The sequence below is a fragment of the Romboutsia sp. Marseille-P6047 genome (assembly GCF_900604535.1).
Lineage (GTDB): Bacteria > Bacillota > Clostridia > Peptostreptococcales > Peptostreptococcaceae > Romboutsia_E.
The window spans coordinates 33630-53043 of the sequence record NZ_UWOT01000005.1; the positions used below are offsets into that span (position 1 = coordinate 33630).

At 27.5% G+C, this 19414-nt stretch carries 20 protein-coding genes, 1 pseudogene and 1 other annotated feature; all 21 genes and pseudogenes read right to left on the reverse strand.

The annotated features are described in order from the left end of the window. Window position 1 precedes the first annotated feature (1 nt). A complete protein-coding gene (lipA, locus tag EIH23_RS06485; RefSeq protein ID WP_122639413.1) occupies window positions 2-859 on the reverse strand; it encodes a lipoyl synthase in 858 nt (285 codons plus the stop codon). 70 nt (window positions 860-929) lie between these two features. Continuing rightward, window positions 930-2246: pseudogene (gene argH / locus EIH23_RS06490) on the reverse strand (argininosuccinate lyase). Window positions 2247-2306: 60 nt separating this feature from the next. Next, window positions 2307-2514: a binding site (T-box leader), on the reverse strand. An 85-nt stretch (window positions 2515-2599) separates the two neighbouring features. Then, window positions 2600-3697, reverse strand: coding sequence for a Nif3-like dinuclear metal center hexameric protein (locus tag EIH23_RS06495; protein ID WP_122639414.1), 1098 nt, complete (start codon window positions 3695-3697; stop codon window positions 2600-2602). 27 nt (window positions 3698-3724) lie between these two features. Continuing rightward, a complete protein-coding gene (locus EIH23_RS06500) occupies window positions 3725-4411 on the reverse strand; it encodes a tRNA (adenine(22)-N(1))-methyltransferase (protein WP_122639415.1) in 687 nt (228 codons plus the stop codon). A 119-nt stretch (window positions 4412-4530) separates the two neighbouring features. Continuing rightward, window positions 4531-5685 carry an RNA polymerase sigma factor RpoD gene (gene rpoD, locus EIH23_RS06505; protein WP_122639416.1) on the reverse strand — a complete coding sequence of 385 codons (1155 nt, stop codon included), beginning with the start codon at window positions 5683-5685 and terminating at the stop codon, window positions 4531-4533. Between the two features lie 15 nt (window positions 5686-5700). Then, window positions 5701-7515, reverse strand: a complete 1815-nt coding sequence (dnaG, locus tag EIH23_RS06510) for a DNA primase (protein ID WP_122639417.1) — start codon at window positions 7513-7515, stop codon at window positions 5701-5703. 432 nt (window positions 7516-7947) lie between these two features. Then, the gene (gene aroF, locus EIH23_RS06515; RefSeq protein ID WP_122639418.1) at window positions 7948-8745 is read right to left on the reverse strand and encodes a 3-deoxy-7-phosphoheptulonate synthase; all 798 of its coding nucleotides are present in this window, start codon (window positions 8743-8745) and stop codon (window positions 7948-7950) included. Further along, a complete protein-coding gene (gene folK, locus EIH23_RS06520; RefSeq protein ID WP_122639419.1) occupies window positions 8726-9232 on the reverse strand; it encodes a 2-amino-4-hydroxy-6-hydroxymethyldihydropteridine diphosphokinase in 507 nt (168 codons plus the stop codon). The genes aroF and folK overlap by 20 nt, the downstream gene beginning before the upstream one ends. Further along, window positions 9232-9591, reverse strand: coding sequence for a dihydroneopterin aldolase (gene folB / locus EIH23_RS06525; protein WP_122639420.1), 360 nt, complete (start codon window positions 9589-9591; stop codon window positions 9232-9234). The genes folK and folB overlap by 1 nt, the downstream gene beginning before the upstream one ends. 9 nt (window positions 9592-9600) lie before the next feature. Beyond that, a complete protein-coding gene (folP, locus tag EIH23_RS06530) occupies window positions 9601-10392 on the reverse strand; it encodes a dihydropteroate synthase (RefSeq protein WP_122639421.1) in 792 nt (263 codons plus the stop codon). Between the two features lie 13 nt (window positions 10393-10405). Next, window positions 10406-10978 (reverse strand): GTP cyclohydrolase I FolE, encoded by a 573-nt coding sequence (gene folE, locus EIH23_RS06535; RefSeq protein WP_122639422.1) that lies wholly within the window; start codon window positions 10976-10978, stop codon window positions 10406-10408. A gap of 17 nt (window positions 10979-10995) precedes the next feature. Continuing rightward, window positions 10996-11697: a hypothetical protein gene (locus tag EIH23_RS06540; RefSeq protein WP_122639423.1), complete on the reverse strand. Its 702-nt coding sequence runs from the start codon at window positions 11695-11697 to the stop codon at window positions 10996-10998. Window positions 11698-11724: 27 nt separating this feature from the next. Continuing rightward, window positions 11725-12462: an aminotransferase class IV gene (locus EIH23_RS06545; RefSeq protein WP_122639424.1), complete on the reverse strand. Its 738-nt coding sequence runs from the start codon at window positions 12460-12462 to the stop codon at window positions 11725-11727. Continuing rightward, window positions 12452-13801 carry an aminodeoxychorismate synthase component I gene (gene pabB, locus EIH23_RS06550; RefSeq protein WP_122639425.1) on the reverse strand — a complete coding sequence of 450 codons (1350 nt, stop codon included), beginning with the start codon at window positions 13799-13801 and terminating at the stop codon, window positions 12452-12454. The genes EIH23_RS06545 and pabB overlap by 11 nt, the downstream gene beginning before the upstream one ends. A gap of 1 nt (window position 13802) precedes the next feature. Further along, the gene (locus EIH23_RS06555; protein WP_122639426.1) at window positions 13803-14387 is read right to left on the reverse strand and encodes an anthranilate synthase component II; all 585 of its coding nucleotides are present in this window, start codon (window positions 14385-14387) and stop codon (window positions 13803-13805) included. A gap of 152 nt (window positions 14388-14539) precedes the next feature. Continuing rightward, a complete protein-coding gene (locus EIH23_RS06560) occupies window positions 14540-14863 on the reverse strand; it encodes a hypothetical protein (protein WP_122639427.1) in 324 nt (107 codons plus the stop codon). A gap of 198 nt (window positions 14864-15061) precedes the next feature. Continuing rightward, the gene (locus tag EIH23_RS06565; protein WP_243113340.1) at window positions 15062-16054 is read right to left on the reverse strand and encodes a CAP-associated domain-containing protein; all 993 of its coding nucleotides are present in this window, start codon (window positions 16052-16054) and stop codon (window positions 15062-15064) included. Between the two features lie 67 nt (window positions 16055-16121). Continuing rightward, a complete protein-coding gene (locus tag EIH23_RS06570) occupies window positions 16122-16937 on the reverse strand; it encodes an MORN repeat-containing protein (RefSeq protein WP_122639428.1) in 816 nt (271 codons plus the stop codon). Window positions 16938-17277: 340 nt separating this feature from the next. Beyond that, window positions 17278-18144, reverse strand: a complete 867-nt coding sequence (locus EIH23_RS06575; protein WP_122639429.1) for a YitT family protein — start codon at window positions 18142-18144, stop codon at window positions 17278-17280. A gap of 124 nt (window positions 18145-18268) precedes the next feature. After that, window positions 18269-18958 (reverse strand): LrgB family protein, encoded by a 690-nt coding sequence (locus tag EIH23_RS06580; protein ID WP_122639430.1) that lies wholly within the window; start codon window positions 18956-18958, stop codon window positions 18269-18271. A gap of 1 nt (window position 18959) precedes the next feature. After that, window positions 18960-19322 (reverse strand): CidA/LrgA family protein, encoded by a 363-nt coding sequence (locus EIH23_RS06585; protein WP_122639431.1) that lies wholly within the window; start codon window positions 19320-19322, stop codon window positions 18960-18962. Between the last annotated feature and the right edge of the window lie 92 nt (window positions 19323-19414).

Consider the following 19414-nt stretch of genomic DNA (forward strand, 5'->3'; position numbering starts at 1 on the left):
TTTATTTTATAGCTTCTTCTGCTTTATATGAACTTCTTACTAAGGGACTACTAGCTATATATTTAAATCCTTTTTTTATCCCTTCTAACCTATATTCTTCAAATTTTTCTGGAGTAATATATTCTTCAATTTCTATATGATTCTTTGAAGGTCTTAAATATTGCCCTATTGTAAAAATATCACATCCTACAGATAAAGCATCATCCATAACATTATAAACTTCTTTGTCACTTTCACCTAAACCTACCATTATACCTGTTTTAGTTAGTATATTAGGTGCTTTAGTCTTTATATACTTTAATACATTTAAACTTCTCTCGTATATTGCCTCTGGTCTTACCTTATCATATAATGACTTTACTGTCTCAATATTATGATTTATAACTTGTGGATTTTCTTTTATTACTATATCTAAATTTTTTTCAATTCCTTTTAAATCAGGTATTAAGACTTCTATAGTTGTATTAGGATTAAGTTCTTTAACTGCTTTAATTGTTTTTGCAAAATGACTTGCTCCACAGTCATCTAGATCATCTCTTGTAACACTTGTTATAACTGCATGACTTAGTCCTAATTCTTTAACTGCTTTAGCAACATTCATTGGCTCATTTTCATCAAGTTGCTGCGGATTTCCATTATTAACATTACAAAATCTACAATTTCTAGTACATTGACTTCCCATTATCATAAATGTAGCAGTTCTTTTTTTATAACATTCACATAAATTCGGACAACTAGCTTCTTTACATACAGTGTTTAATTCTAATTCTCTCATCATAAACTCAACTTCTTTAGTTTCTTCACTATTAATCTTTACTCTTAACCAGTCTGGCTTTCTTTTAGAAGTTTTAATGCTCATTTTATTCCCCCTAATAAAAATTTATTACTTGAACAATATTAGATAAAAACTTCTAAATTCCTTCATCTTACTATTTAATTATTTGTTTTATTCTTTTATCTAGTATTTTTTCATAATCTATAAAATCATATATTTTGTTATCGAATATATTGGAGAATTGTCTTAACTCTTCTAGATTTAAATCTTCTATTGATTTATTATTATCCTCACAATAAATTACAATAGAACCAACTATACTATGAGCACTTCTAAATGGAATTCCTTTTTTAACCAAGTAATCAGCCACCTCTGTCGCATTTAAAAATCCACCTTGTACACTCGACTTCATTTGATCCTTATTTACTTTTAATGTAGCTATCATCTCTTCCATTACTTGTATACACATTTTTAGTTGTTTTACACTATCAAAGAATCCTTCTTTGTCTTCTTGCATATCTTTGTTATATGCTAATGGTAATCCCTTCATAACAGTTAAAAGACCTATCAAATTTCCATAGACCCTTCCAGTTTTTCCTCTTATTAATTCTGCTCCATCTGGATTTTTCTTTTGAGGCATTATACTGCTTCCTGTAGTATATAAATCATCTATTTCTACAAAACTAAACTCCTTGCTACTCCATAGTACTAACTCTTCACTTAGTCTACTTAAATGCATCATTATTATAGAAAAATCACTCATTAGTTCTATTAAGTAATCTCTATCGCTAACTCCATCCATATAATTCTCAACTACTCTTTTAAACCCTAACTTTTTCATAGTTATATTTCTATCAATATTATGAGTAGTACCTGCTAACGCCCCACAACCAAGTGGACTTTCATCTAATATTTCCAATGCATTTTGTAGTCGTTTTTCATCTCTAGTAAACATGCTATAATAAGCCATTAAATGGTGTTTAAATGTTACTACTTGTGCTCTTTGTAGATGTGTGTATCCTGGCATTATAACTGAATTATTGTCTGCAACTTCTTTAATTATTTTTCTAAAACTATTTATTTGGTTTATTAAATCTATAGTTTTTTCTTTTGCATATAATCTCATATCTGTTGCTACTTGGTCATTTCTACTACGTCCTGTATGAAGCTTTTTGCCCAACTCTCCAATTCTATTTATTAAATTTATTTCAACAAAACTGTGTATATCCTCATAATTTCCTTCTAATTTTAAACTTCCATTTTATATATCTTCTTTTATTTTTATTAATGTATTAGTTATTTCTTCACATTCTTCTTTACTTAGTAATCCACACATCCCTTGCATATAAACATGAGCTATACTGCCTTCTATATCTTGTTTATATAATACTTTATCAAACTCAAATGATTTATTAAATTCTTCCATTAATTTATTTTCTTCTTTTCTAAAACGTCCACCCCATAATTTCATAATTTGCCCCCCAATAAATATCCTATATTTTTATAATAAAAAAGCCTCTTGGAATAAAATCCAAGAGGCGAATACTATCCGTGTTACCACTCTTATTGGTAAAATTAACTTACCCACTCTATCTCTTAAGGCGAGGTCACCTACTACCATACTTATTTCCTGCAGTATTCTCCAAAGCTCTTTTCATATAAATATCAATACTTAGCTTCCACCATCCTAAGCTCTCTATAAAATTAATTTATATTACTCTCTTTTTCATAGAATTTATTATTTTATTAATAGTTATGGTAGTTTATTAATTTTTATTTGTCAATTATTTTTATCTAATTATTTTAGTTTATCTTGATTGTATATTATAAAATATGAAATGGATTTATATTAATTTCACTCTTAACAACTTCTAGATCTTCAATTTGATCTAAAAATCTCTTCATTACATCTTTAAATATATCTTCGCTTTCAAAATGATTACAGTCAATTAAGCATATACCCGCATCAGCTGCATCCTGTGCTTCATGATATTTAACATCACCTGTAATTAAAACATCAGCTCCAGATTTTTGAGCCTTTTTAGCAAAATCAGCTCCTGATCCAGTTACAACAGCTACTTTATTGATTGTAGTATTTAAATCGCCAACAACTCTTAATGAATCCATATTAAGTTTTTCTTTTATCATAGTTGAAAGTTCTTTTAAACTAATTTGTGTTTCTAATTTGGAAATTCTTCCAATACCAACTTCATTGCCCTTATTTTCTAACTTATATAAATCATAAGCTACTTCTTCATAAGGATGAGCCTTTAGCATAGAGTTTATAACTCCTCCTAAAATTCTTTGAGGAACTATTGTCTCAATTCTAACTTCTTTAACATCTTCTATTTTATTAGTTTCACCTATAAATGGATTTGTTCCTTCTAACGGCATAAATGTTCCTATTCCATCTGTATTAAATGTACAATGGCTATAATTTCCTATATGTCCTGCACCCGAATTTCCTAAAGCCTTTCTAAGACCCATTTCATGAGTTTTAGGCACAAATACAACTAGTTTATATAAAACTTCTCTATTAGTTGTATCTAGTACTTTAGAATTTTCAAATCCCATAACTTCCATAAAATAATCATTTAATCCATCAAAAGCTATATCAAAATTCGTATGCATTGAATAAATAGCTATATTATTTCTAATAAGTTTATGTATTAATTTTCCTTTAAAATCACCTGTAGTTACCTTTTTCATCTTAGAAAATATAAAAGGATGATGAGTAACTATTAAATCTACATTATTATTTATAGCTTCTTCTATTATAGATTCATTAGCTTCAAGACAAACTAGTACCTTTCTTATTTCTTCATCTAAATCACCTACTAATAATCCTACATTATCCCAATCATAAGCTAAATTTGTAGGATACTTAGCTTCTATCTTTTTTATAAGGCTTTTTAATTTCATATTATTTATCACCCCTTAAAATTTTTATTATATTAAATTATTTAACTTCTCAATAATAGATTTACTAGCATTTCTTTTAGCTTCTACTGCCTCTCCAGTTTTTCCTTCTAATTTTTCTATTATAGAATTATACTTATATACTTTTTTATCTATAAATTCTTTAAGTAAAGGATCTTTATTTTCTATTAGTTTTTTACTTACTTCAAAGTATATTTCATCTTCAACTTTAGTATTGTTACCAGTAAACTTTGATTCTATTATTTCATATATTCTAAAGTCTTCTTTTACAAGTACTTCATCAAGTATTTCATATCCATTATTTACTAAATATTTTCTTAATTCTTCTTGAGCTTGCATAGGTTGAAGTATAAGCTTATCTACAGAGTGTGCAACTTCTTTATTAGCTTCTAATAATTCACTAATTAGTATACCTCCCATACCAGCTATAATAACTTCATCTACTTCCCCCTTTTTAAGTACTTCAATTCCTGAACCTAGCCTTAAATCAGTTTTATCAGTTAAGTTATTATTTCTAACTTCCTTACGTGCATTTTCAAGCGGACCTTTATTTACATCTGCAAGTATAGCAAATGGTACAACCCCTTTATTCAATAGATAAACTGGTATATATCCGTGGTCTGTTCCTATATCTGCAACTCTCTTTCCTTCACTAACTAATGATGCAATTTTTAATAATCTATCTGTTAATTTCATTTTTGCCATCCTCTCATAAATTTCTATATTGTGTAAATTATATTTAGTATTTTTCTATGGTTATATATAAAAATTCGCCTTAATTAGTATAAGGCGAATTTTTGTTATATATTAAAATCCTAGTCTAAATAGTCTCTAAGTTTTTTAGATCTACTTGGATGTCTTAATTTACGTAAAGCTTTAGCTTCTATTTGTCTTATTCTCTCTCTAGTAACATCAAACTCTTTACCAACTTCTTCAAGAGTTCTAGCTCTACCATCTTCAAGTCCAAATCTAAGCTTTAATACTTTTTGTTCTCTTTCATTAAGTGAACCTAATACTTCTTCTATTTGTTCTTTTAATAAAGAGTATGCTGCAGCTTCTGCTGGTGCAGGAGCATCATCATCTGGTATGAAGTCTCCTAAATGAGAATCTTCTTCTTCACCTATTGGAGTTTCTAAAGATACTGGATCTTGAGCTATTTTCATAATCTCTCTAACTTTCTCTTCAGTCATTTCCATTTCTTTTGCAATTTCCTCAGGTTTTGGATCTCTACCTAATTCTTGAAGTAATTGTCTTGATACTCTTATTAATTTATTTATAGTCTCAACCATATGAACTGGTATTCTTATTGTTCTTGCTTGATCTGCTATAGCACGAGTTATAGCTTGTCTTATCCACCATGTAGCATAAGTTGAGAATTTAAATCCTTTTACATAGTCGAATTTTTCAACTGCTTTTATAAGACCTAAGTTACCTTCTTGTATAAGATCTAGGAATAGCATACCTCTTCCTACATATCTCTTAGCTATACTTACAACAAGTCTTAAGTTTGCTTCAACTAATCTTTGCTTTGCTATTTCATCACCTTCAAGCATTCTTTTAGCTAATTCTACTTCTTCATGTGGCTTTAAAAGAGGTATTTTACCAATTTCTTTTAAATACATTCTAACTGGGTCATCTATACTTATTCCTTTTGGTAAAGATAAATCTATAGCTTCTAACTCAATAACTTCTTCTTTATCTATATCATCAGGATTTTCATCTATACTATCCATATCTAAGTCATCACTAACACTAAAATCTATATCAACTTTTTCTGATTTATCTTCTATAACTTCTATACCTAAATTACCTAATGTTTCATATAAATTTTCTACTTGATCCTTATCTAGCTCTGTTTCTGAGAAAGCTTCCATTATTTCTGCAAGAGTAAGTGCGCCTTGCTTCTTACCTTTTTCTATCAGTGATTTTGCTGCGAATTTTTTTGATGTTTTCTTATTGTTATCAGTCACGCTCTTACCTCCCTTCTACAAGCTATGTAGCATCTTTCTTATTTCAACTATTTTTAAAGCAATTTCCATAACTTTCACATCTACCTCTTTCAAGTCATCTTTATTTGTTTTTTGTTTTTCAATATTTTTCTGTTCTTGTAATAATCTATTCATTTGTTCTTGGAGATTATTTTTTTTTAGATTTCTTACAATCTCATCAATACTTTTTGTATCGTTGATATTTATTCCGTCTAATGATATTCTCTCCAAATCTTTCAAGTATTCTTCGGATATGTTTAAACTTGTAATTTTGTCAATAGTTATTTTGTCCAATTCTCTATTTTTAATGATGTAATTTAAAATTTCTTTACTTCCATTTAATAAAAAATCTGACTCGTCAAGCTTTAATAAAGCTACGTGTCTAATTTTTTTATTTTCTAACATTAATTTTATAAGAGTCTCTTCTACATGTTCCTTACCATGTTCTATAGCCTTAGGTTTTTCTATTACTATAGATTCTCTTTTTTTATTGGTATATTTAGTGTAATTTTTATTATATGCACTATTATAATTTTTACCATAAATTTCTTTTTTTATAGACTCTGTACTAATATTTATTTGCTTTGCTATATAATTTGTATAGTAATCAACTTCAACTGGACTTTTTATTGATTTAAGTATATTTGATGCTTCTTTAGCAAACTTCACTCTTTCTTCATCTTTTTCTAAATTAAACTTTCTTTTTAGATGATTTATTTGGAATTTTATATAGTGAGTAGAGTCATCAATTGCTTTTTTATAATCATCCAGTCCATATTTTCTAATAAATTCATCAGGGTCTTTTGCATCTTTTAAGTTAAGTACTTTTATATTTATACCAACTTTAGAAAGAATTTCTATAGCCCTTAAGCTTGCTTTAATACCTGCTTCATCAGAGTCATAAGATATAATTGCAGTATCTGCATACCTCTTTATTAAATTCCCCTGCTGTTCTGTTAGGGCCGTACCTAAAGTTGCTACAACATTTCTTACTCCATACTGGAAAAGCGATATTAAATCCATATATCCTTCAACAAGTACAATAGTTCTGTCTACTATATTTTTTCTAGAAAAGTTTAATCCATAGAGATTATATCTTTTGTTAAAAATTAAAGAATCTGGTGAATTAAGATACTTAGGTAGTGAATCATCTAAAACTCTACCTCCAAATCCTATAACATTTCCTCTATAGTCAAATATAGGAAACATAACTCTATTTCTAAATCTATCATAATATCTATCACCATCTACTTTATGATTTACAAGACCTGACTGAACTAAATCAGATTTGTCATATCCTTTCGATAATAGATAATCCATGAGCTCATGCCATGCATTTTGTGAATAACCTAATCCAAACTTTTTAATAGTTTTATCATCTAGGCCTCTTTTTCTTAAATAATCATAACCTGGATTTTTCCCTTTTAACAGATTAGCAAAATAAAACCTTGCAGCTTCAAGATGTATATCTTGATATTTTTTAGACTTTTCTATTCTTAGCTTATCTTCTTCATTCATATTGGTATTTATTTCTATACCACATTTATTAGCTAATAACTTCACTGCATCTATAAAATCCAAATTTTCCATCTTCATTACAAAGTTTATTACATCTCCACCTTCGCCACATCCGAAACACTTATAAATCTGCTTAGATGAGCTTATATGGAATGATGGCGTCTTTTCTCCATGAAAAGGACATAGTCCTTTATAATTGCCCCCAGATTGCTTTATAGGCATATATTCTGATATTACGCTTGCAATATCACATCTATTTTTAATTTCTTCTACAACATCTTTTATATCATTCATATTATCACCTTCTGGTGTAATTTTTTTATTAACATTACTATTTTACATTATATTGCAAAAAAGTCAAATACTCTTATACATATTTCGACTTTTTTTCTTAAATTCCTTCTTAATATTAAAAAAATTCTATTATTTTTGCACTTTTCTTTTAATTGATATATATTATTATCTTCATAAATAAAAATATAAAATGTAAAATAATATTTTTATCTTTTTATTTATATTTACAAAAAAGTTTATTTTTAAACTTAAAATCTCAAATAAAAAGATGATTCTAAGGTATATCTCAGAATCATCTCTATTATTTTCCGTAAATTCTATTTATTTCTAAGTTTTATACTTTCTATTTGTAAAATTATCTTAAATAATTTAACTAATACATCTCAAAATAATATTTATATAAAAAAGAGGCAAATAGCCTCTTTTTTAACTCTATAAATTTTTTACTTGTAACCTTACATCACTCATTAATTCTCCAAATTCATCAAAGTGAAGTGACTGAGCTCCATCAGATAAAGCTTCACTAGGATTTGGATGAACTTCTATCATCAAACCATCTGCACCACAAGCTAATGCTGCAATAGACATTGGTTTAACTAAATATCTTACACCAGTTCCATGACTTGGGTCTACTATAACCGGTAAATTAGTTTCTTTTTGTATTATTGGAACTGCTGCTAAATCTAATGTGTTTCTAGTATAATCATTATAAGTTCTTATACCTCTTTCACACATGATTATATTTTTATTACCTTCTACAGCTATATATTCTGCTGCACCAATCCATTCATTTATAGTTGATGCTAATCCTCTTTTTAACATTACTGGCTTATCTTGTTTTCCTACTTCAGTTAAAAGGGTAAAATTTTGCATATTTCTAGAGCCTATTTGAATTACATCACTTACTTCATATAATTTTTCTAAATCTCTAATATCCATAAGCTCTGTTATAACAGCAAGTCCAGTTTCTTTTTTTACAGCCTTTAATATTTCTAGACCTTCTTCTTTTAAACCTTTGAATGAATTTGGTGATGTTCTTGGTTTGAACGCTCCACCTCTTAGTATATTAGCACCTTGAGATTTTATAAATTTAGCAGTTTCTAAAAGTTGATCATAACTTTCTATAGCACAAGGCCCTGCCATTATTATCTTATTTTCTTTTGCTACTATTTTTTTACCGCATGAGTTAATTTCAATTTTTATGTCGTCATTAAATAGTGTCTTTCTCATCAATTGTAAACTCCTTTACTTCTTCTCGTTGGTCTTTAGTTAGAGAGTTTAAATGTATATCTATAGTTTTACCATTAATTAAAAGTTTACTATTTAAATCCATAAGAGGTATCAAAACAAACGCTCTATCTTGAATTCTTGGATGAGGAAGTAATAAGTTTTCATCATTTGATATTTTATCATTAAAAAATAATATATCTACATCTATAGTTCTTGGTCCCCACCTTATAATTCTTTTTCTGTTTAACTTTTGTTCTATGTCTTGACATAAATTTAGTAGTTCATATTCATCTAAATTAGTTTGTACCTCTAGACATACATTTAAAAAATCCGCTTGGTCTGTATATCCCCAAGCTTTCGTTTCATAAATTTTAGATTTCTTAGTTATTTTTACATTTTCATGGGTATCAATTAATTCGCATGCTTTTAGTATATACCCTAATCGATCTCCCATGTTAGTTCCAAGACCTAAGTAACTTATATTCATTATCTGCCTCTCCTTATTTCAACTCCAAAATAGTCATAAATTCCATTTACAGGAGCTTCAGGCTTTTTTACTCTAACCATTACCTCATTTATAAGTCCAAATCTCTCTAAAGTTTCTTTAGCTATATTTTCTGCTAAAGCTTCTATAAGATTAAATCTTTTATTTTCTGTTATTTCTTTTACTACATTATAAACATCTGCATAACTAACTGATTTATTCATATCATCAGTTAACCCAGCTTCTTTAGTATCTACTAAAAGTTCCATATCTATAAAAAACTTTTGACCTAGAACACTTTCTTCTTTTAATACACCATGATATCCATAAAATCCTAAATTATTTAATAGTATTTTATCCATTTTTAAAACCTACCTTCTGTATATAGCATCTGCCATCTTAGCTGCCTTTAAATTTTCTTTAACATCATGAACCCTAACTATATCAATACCATCTCTAACACCTAATACTGTTGTAGCTATTGTTCCTTCTAATCTTTCCTTTGGCTCTACATTAAGTACGTTTCCTATTACAGATTTTCTAGATGTTCCAAGTAAAACCGGAAATCCTAAATCATTTAATTCTTCTAGCCTTTTAAGTACTTCTAAGTTTTGTTCAAAAGTTTTTCCAAATCCTATACCAGGATCTAAAACTATTTTTTCCTTTTTAACGCCAGCTTCAAGTCCCATATCTATGCTTTCTTTAAGAGATTTTTTAATACTTTCCATTATATCTTCGTTATACTCTGTTCCCTCTTGATTATGCATTATACAAACGTGAGCATCATATTTAGCTACTACCTTAGCCATATCTTCATCCTTTTTTAATCCCCATACATCATTTATCATTTCTACACCTAATTTTAAGGCTTCTTCAGCAACCTTAGCCTTATATGTATCTATTGATATTGGTACACTTATTTCTTTTTTAAGCTCTCTGATTACAGGTATTACTCTTTGAATTTCCTCATCCGCTTCTACATACTTATGACCTGGTCTAGTTGATTCGCCTCCGATGTCGATTATATCGGCTCCATCTTCTATCATTTTTTTAGCATGATTTATAGCTTCATCTATTTTATTAAAATTTCCTCCATCTGAAAAACTATCAGGAGTAACATTTAAAATTCCCATTATATAAGTTTTTTTTCCATATTCAAACATTCTTAAATTTCTCCTATCCTAAATTTATTAGGCTCATTGCTTCAGCTCTTGTAGATGGATCATTTTCGAATGCTCCTCTAACTGCCGATGTAACAGTTTTTGATCCTGGTTTTTTCACACCTCTCATTGTCATACACATATGCTCTGCTTCTACAACTACCATAACTCCATAAGGTTGTAATTCTTCCATTATTATGTCTGCTATACCTTTAGTTATTCTTTCTTGTAATTGAGGTCTTTTAGCAAAAGTTTCAACAACTCTAGCAAGTTTTGATAAACCTGTTAGTCTTCCACCCTTTGGTATATATGCTATATGTGCTTTACCAAAGAAAGGCACTAAGTGATGTTCACAGCATGAATAAAAAGGTATATCTTTTACTATAACCATTTCTTCATGTTTTTCATCTTGGAAAAGAACCTTTAGATGTTCTCTTGGATCTTGATGAATACCTGAATATATTTCTTCATACATTCTTGCAACTCTACTAGGAGTGTCTACAAGACCTTCTCTATCTGGATCTTCTCCTATAGCTTCTAATATATCTCTTATCGCATTTTCTATCTTCTTCTTATCTACTTTACTCATTGGTTTAACCCCCTTGACTAGTAAGTTATTTTTATATAATTTTTCATAACCACATCTTTAAATATGTAGTTATAAATATTTAACAACTTTTCATATTTTTCTTCATTTTTTACTTCATTCACTAATTCATAAAGACGAGGATTATCATGCTTTAATTCATTAAGTAATTTTTTATCCTTCGGTATCCATTTATTATTTATAGTAAAATACCCAACTATTAATTCTTTTAAATATAAATTAACTAAAAAATTATATTCAAATAAATCAAACTTTTCTTTATTTTTCAACCTAGTTATACTAGAATATATTTCAGACTTTATAAAAAACTTTTCTTCAGCTGAAATTCTATTCGGACCTTCCATATATTTTGACTTGCATAATTGTATTATACCCGCTGCTGTATTATTTCTATCAAAGATAACTTTAGCATCCTTCATTTCCTTTAAGAAAAAGTATTCTTTATTATCCAAAAGTTCCTTAAATCCTCTTCTCGAGAAATAGTTTATATCAAATTCTATTCCTTCAATTCTTTTTATTTCTCTTACTTGATTTTCACCTATGTTTACAAATACAAAAACATCAATATCATTTATATTTTCATTAGCTACATTTAAGTCTATATTCTTAGATGACCCGACTAAAAATACAGCTATAGTGTTAGAGTTTTTTATTATCTTATCTATTTCTAATTTATAAATTTCATAAATTTTACTTGTCATATCACTTCTCCACTAACTGTAATTTAATTATATGCAAACTACTATTTTATCAAATAATTCATTTGATGAATTATAGACTTTTTGCTCAATTTGTGTCACTTTAATAGCTTTCATAAGACTATTTGTGATGAATGCAAAATCATATTCTTCAATATCTTTTATTCTTATATTTTTTTCTATTAATTCTATATTTAGTTCTTCACAAATATCCAAAATCCTTTTTTTCATTATGCCATTTAATAAAGGTAATTCTTTATTTGGAGTGTAAATTGTATTATCTTTTATGAAAAATATATTGCTCATAGAACACTCCAGTATATTCCCATCACAATCTACAAATAAACCATCATCATAACCTTTACTAGATGCATATCTTTTAGTGTAAATATTTTCATAATAGTTTGTAGTTTTATGCTTATACAGTATACTATTACCTCTTTTTATAGGAGATATTATTAATTTGAATCCTTTTTCATAAGTTTCTTTACTATATGCCACATCACGAATTGAAATATTATAACCTTCATCAAATACAGTTAGCCTAAGTGCTTTATTTTTTATATTATTATCATTTATATACTTAATTACTTCTTTCTTTAAATCTTCTTTGCTATATTTAATATTAAAATTTAGTTCTTTAATGGAATTAAAAAGTCTATCCATATGCAAATCTAAATCTAGTGGGTCATTTTCTATTTTTATAGTCTCAAATAATCCTATTCCAAATTTGCTTAGTTCACTATTAAAACTTACACTACTCTTCATAGTAACCTCTTAATGCTTTCATTATAGATTTAGCTTTATCAAGAGTTTCTTGATACTCTTCACTTGGATTAGATCCCCATGTCATACCTCCACCTACTTGGAAGTATACTTTATTCTCTTTTTTGACAATAGTTCTTATGGCTATATTTAAATCCATATCTCCATTAAATCCTATATATCCAATTGAACCAGTATAAACATTTCTTTGAGTTGGTTCTAATTCATCTATAATCTCCATAGATCTAATCTTAGGAGCACCTGTTATCGAACCACCTGGGAAAGTAGCCTTTATAACATCTATTGCATCTTTATCTTCTTTAAGATTTCCAACTACTGTGGATACTAGATGATTAACATTTGCATATGGCTCTATTACAAATAATTCAGGTACTTTTACACTACCGATTTTAGATATTCTACCTATATCATTTCTTTCTAAATCTACTATCATAAGTAGTTCCGCTCTATCTTTTTCGCTATTTCTTAATTCTTCTTGAAGCCTAAAATCCTCTTCTTTAGTTTTACCTCTAGGTCTAGTTCCTTTTATTGGTCTTGTTTCTACCTTCTTATCTATGCATTTTATAAATCTCTCAGGTGAATTTGATAAAATATTAAAACCATCAAAGTTTAAATATGCTCCAAATGGAGCTGGACTTATTCTTCTTAAATCTCTATATAGCTCATAACTGGACAAAGTAGTTTCACCATTAAATCTTTGAGTTAAATTTGCTTGATATATATCTCCTGATCTTATATAACCTTTAACTTTTTGAACAGATTCTTCAAATTCACGTTTTGTAAAATTAGATTGAAGTTTTATTGGCTCTACATCTTTTTCTTCATAACAAATAGAATCTATTCCTTTTTTTTCAGCATCTAATATTTGTCTTTCAATATGATTAATTATATTTTTTTCTTCTTCTACATTTATATCTGGTGTAGCTATATATGTTTTTTCTTCAAAGTGATCTATTACTATTACATAATTATATAGGCCAAAGTATAAATCATATACATTTAAATCGTCCTTAGCCTTTCTTGGAAGTTTCTCTATATAATTACCTAAATCATAAGATAAATATCCTACAGCTCCACCTATAAATGGTAAATGAGTATTATTAGTAACTTTGTATTTATTCAGTTCCTTTTGTAAATAATCTAAAGGATTTTCTTCTGTATTTTTGTATTTTAAAGTTTTAAATGGATTGCTACTAATAAAAGAATATCTACCTAATTTTTCTTTATCCATAGCGCTATCTAATATAAAACTATCTTTTTCATCTCTAAATATTGTAAATATTTCAAAGGAATTTAGTTTAGTTTTAATTTCTTTTATCATACTATATTTCCACCCTTTCTCTAGCTTCTTTTATAAAGTTCTTAAGTATCTCATGACCTTGTTCTGATAAAATAGCTTCTGGATGGAACTGAACACCTTCTATAAGATGTTTTTTATGTCTAATACCCATTATTTCTCCATCATTAGTTAGTGCAGTTATCTCTAAATCTCTTGGTAAACTTTCTTCATCTACTACTAATGAATGATATCTAGTTACATTTAATGGATTATTCAAATCTTTAAATACGCCTTTATTACTATGTTTTATACTATGAACCTTACCATGAACAGGCTCTATGGCCTTGATTATATTTCCACCAAAGGCATGTCCTATAGTTTGATGTCCTAGACATATTCCTAGTATTGGTTTCTTGCCTTTAAAATGATTTACTACATCTATACATATACCCGCTTCTGTCGGTGAGCATGGACCTGGTGATAAAACTATTATTTCTGGATTTAAATTTTCAATATCTTCTAGTGTTAATTCATTATTTCTCTTTACTACTATTTCTTCTCCTAATTCTCCTATATATTGAACTAAGTTGTATACAAACGAATCATAGTTATCAATCATAAGAATCATACCAAGTGCCCCCTTAAAGTGTATTTATTTTAACAAACTCTCAATACTATTATAGTCTAATTAAGTATTAATTTTGTACAATTTTTATATTTAATTATATATTCTTTACGAAATTCATGTCAATATAATTTACTTAAGCATAAAAAAAGGAGCTATATGCTCCTTTTTGATAATTTATATCCAGGGTTATAATATTTGTCTTTTTTCCCTTTTTGCTCTCTTGCATCTAGTAATTCATTTATCTTTGATATATAATACTCATCTTCACTAAGTCTTATTAGACTTGTTAGGTAGTATCCATCTGTACTTCTAGGAACTTTTTTATTTATTACCAAGTCAATTGCTGTTTTTGCTGCTTCAAAGTGTTTTAAATGCGTATGACCCTCTTGAAAATTTTTTTTAGTATTATAAGCTATATAGCCTTCTTTAACCTTAAAAATCATGAACTCTTTTTTCTCATAAATCTTATTATTCATTAACAATCAATCCTTCTCAAGATAGTCTTAATATATAATATTAAATTTTATGAAAAATGTTTTATATTTTATGAAATTTAAAGCCCCCCTTTTAATTTTATTGTAACATATTCTAAGTAAATTGACTTATTTTATTATTTTTGTCCTTTATAATAGCTATTAAACTTTCCATTAAAATATACAATATTATTTAAATTATTATCTACATAAAAAATTCTCCGTATAATATATTTTATAGGTTCCTCCAAATCCAATACCAACACCTATGTATTTATACTCACCTAATATATTTTTCCTATGTCCCTTAGAGTTCATTAAAGCTTCATGCGCATATATTGCATTGAATTGACCAGATGCTATATTTTCACCTGCACTCATATATTTCACGCCTTCATTTTCCATTCTATCAAAAGGAGTTTCATCTTGTTTATTTATGTGATCAAAGTAATTATTTTCTAACATATCTTTACTATGTTTTCTTGCACTTTTTGTTGCAGTATCACTATACTCCAATGAATTAAAATTAAACTTTGCTCTTGTACTATTAATTAAATCTATTGTTTCTAGTTCAAAACTTTTCTGTAATTCTTCACTACCACGACTATAAATTTCTTTCATATTATCTTCTGATTTTTGATTTATTATTTGATAAGAACAAACTTTGCTATTTTCTATAACATCATAAAATATAGTTATGTATTTTTTATTTTCTTTTATTATGTCATATTCTCCATTAGATTGGATGATATATCTAGTGTTCCCTTTTCTTCTGTATTCCATTGAGTCGTACTTATTATTTACACTTGCCTTACTATCATTTAAGTTTATTCCTTCTGTTTCGCAAGAATTAATAGAGTTACTATACAAAGCTACAACAAATCCATCCTCAATTCCAACCATAGCAAATTTTTTAATATTTTGATTATAAACGTACCATTTAAAATCATATTCACTAGTATCAATTCTAGATGGTTCACCTATTTTTGAAATAACATCATCTTTACTATCTCCTATTTTTATATATTGAAAGTTATCAATTTCTATCCACTCCTCTAAATTTGGTTCAGTATATATGTCATTGCTACTTTCAGTATCAATAATAGTAGATTTAACCTTTGTAAAAACATCATTATTCTTAGCTACAACTATTATTGATAATATTACCATTAGTATTCCTATTTTCTTTATCAATACATCACCTCCAAAAAATCCCTTATATCCTAATTCAATGGATATAAGGGATTACTTTAACAGTGTCTTATAATTTAAAAGCAAATATTTCATCTAAAGTTTTATCATATATGCACGGCTTATCATATTTCCAAGGCCCTTGGTATACTAATTCATTATTTAAATAAAAAGTACCATAACCATGTCTTTTTCCATACATAAATTCTCCTACATATCTTTTTCCTTCATTCCATATGTAAGTTCCTTCTCCATGAGTTAGATTATTTTTCCATTCGCCGTCATAAATTATATTTCCTTCTTTATCGTAACAAATACCTTGTCCTTCTCTTTTATTTTTTTTAAACTCACCTATATAAATAGTTCCTTCGTTCCATCTATATATACCTTGTCCTTGCTTATGTCCTTTTTCCCAACCTCCTATATACTCATCATTACTTTTATAAATCATCTGACCTATTCCATCCATTAAATCAGCTTTAAATCCACCTATATATATATTGCCATTAGTAAAAGTACAAATACCTCTACCACATTTTTCATCATCCTTAAACTCACCTATGTATTCAAATCCCATAGATTCTTCTGGCGAAACAATATATACTCCATTTCCATTTAACTTTCCATCAATAACTTTTCCTAAGTAAATATCTCCATTAGAAAATTCATATTTTTTGTTTTGTGGTTTGAATTCTAATTGTCCAGAGTTTTCATTATTATATTCACTGTTTTGTTCTAAAGCTTTTATTTCTTCTTCCGTAGCCTTTTTATCTTTTTTTAAAACTCTATTTTTCATATGTTCTATTGGTCTACATTCTCTTTTTATTTCATTTATATATTTCATATAATTATTATATATGTCAATGTACTCTCTTGATAAATTCATATTGCTCTTCCCCCATTGGTTTTATCATCTACTTTATAGAAACATTATATATTTATATTAAAAACATTTCTATAGCTATAATAAATTTTATAATAAAAATAGAGTATACCACAGCTGTGATATACTCTATTTTTTACACATCCACATTACCCGATTACACTAACAACTTATAAGCCATCCGTCCTAATTTAAGTATAAATTAAAAACTTACTCCTATGCTCTTATACATAAGAAACCCGCTTAAATAAATTTATTACTCTAGAGTTAAAAAGAGGATAATAATCCTCTCATAATATATTATTAACGTTTATACTATTTTTATTCATACTTTATTTATATTTTATAAATATCTTTCTTTAAATCCTCTTCCCTTTACTTCATTTACATCATTAACAGATATAAATGCTTTTGGGTCGTACTTTAAAGCAATTTCTTTTATTTTTGGAATCTCTTTTGAAAGTACTATACAGTAAATTATTCTTTTCTTTTCTTTTGTATAAGCACCTTCTGCTTCTAAGAATGTTACTCCTCTTACTAAGCTTGTCATAATTTCTTTAGCTATAGACTCACTTTCATTTGAAATAACCATAACTGATTTTTCATAAGTCATTACATTCTTAATGAAATTCATTGCTGATGCATTTAAGTAGAATCCTATAAGTGTATATAACGCTAAATCCATTCCATATATAATTCCACCAATAGATACTATTATTAAATTAGCTGCTAAAGCTGTATCTTTTACTGCTATGTTCTTCTTGAACTTTAATATAGCACCTATAATGTCTGTACCACCTTGAGAAGATTTAGTTCTAAATACCATCCCTGATCCTACACCTGATAGTATTCCTCCAAATACACTTTGTAAGAAAATATCATGTGTTGGTATTATATTACCTACATTTTGAGTTACACCTAAAAGTATTGAAAATAATATCATATTTACTAAGCTAGTTATACAAAAGTCTTTATCTAAGAAAATAAATCCTAATATAAATATTGGAATATTAATTAAGAATGTTAATAACCCCATATTTATATCTGTTGTATAGTTTATTATTGCTGCTATACCTGTTACTCCACCACTTAATAAATGTGCTGGTCTTAAAAATCCATTTATGCCTATACATGCAATAAGCATTCCTGTTATTATTACCGCATATCTTAAAAACAAATTGTCTTCTAAAGCGGTATTAACTTTACTCATTTTGTTCTCCCTTCAAATTGCTTATACTTTTTAAGATATTTATATATAAATACAGATTATATTATATTACCTTTTTTTTAGATGTCTAGTATTTTTTATAATATTTTTATTATTTTTAATGTTTTTATAATAAGTTCAATATTATAGGAACTATTATGACAGTTATCATACCTGCTATACCTATAGATAAACTGCTCATAGCACCTTCTACCTCTCCTATTTCTATAGCTTTAGTAGTTCCCAGTGCATGTGCTGATGTACCTAGTGCAATCCCCTTTGCAACTGGATGTTTTATTCTACCTATTTTAAATATAGTTGGAGCAATTATAGCCCCTAATATTCCTGTTAAAATTATAGAAACAACTGTTATAGATTCTATTCCCCTTAATGTATTTGTTAGTGATATTCCCATAGGGGTTGTTATAGACTTAGGTATCAAAGAATTTATAATGTCTATATTTGCATTTGTAAATTTACCTATTAGCATTACACTAACTAAAGAAACAGATACTCCACTTACTATTCCAATTACTATTTCTAAGAAATGTTTTTTTAATAAATCAAATTGTTTATATAAAGGTATAGCTAACACTACTGTAACTGGACCTAGTAAAAAGTTTATGCTATCTGCACCAAGTTTATATTTTTCATATGGTATTTTTGTTATTCCTAAAAATGCAATTATCGTTATAATTGCTATTAATAACGGATTAAACACTGGATTTTTAGTTTTTTTCTGGATATATACCCCTAAATTAAAAAATACTATTGTAATTACTATTCCGAATATTGGTGTGTCTAGTACATTATACATATTATTCCTCCTTATACTTTTTGCTTATCATTTTTTCTACTACAAAACCTGTTATATACATTACAGCTATAGTACTAAGAGATATAGTCATTATTAAAACAAATATATTTTGGCTTATTAAATCTAAAGATCTTATAAGTGATACACCTGCGGGTACAAAAAATATAGCCATATTATTTATTAATAAATCCCCCAATTCATTTACTTTTTCTAGCTTTATTATTTTAAATTGTAAAAGTAAAAATAATAATATCATACCTATAATATTTCCTGGTACTACAATGATATTTTGTAAAAAAGAACTAATATATTCTCCTATTGCCCAAATTCCTAAAATAAGAGCTAACTGATTAAATAACTTCATATGTCCTCCTCAAAAAAATTAAGGAGATTACTCTCCTTATTTTACTTTAAATATATATTACTATTTACTTAATAATATTTCAAACCCTATTT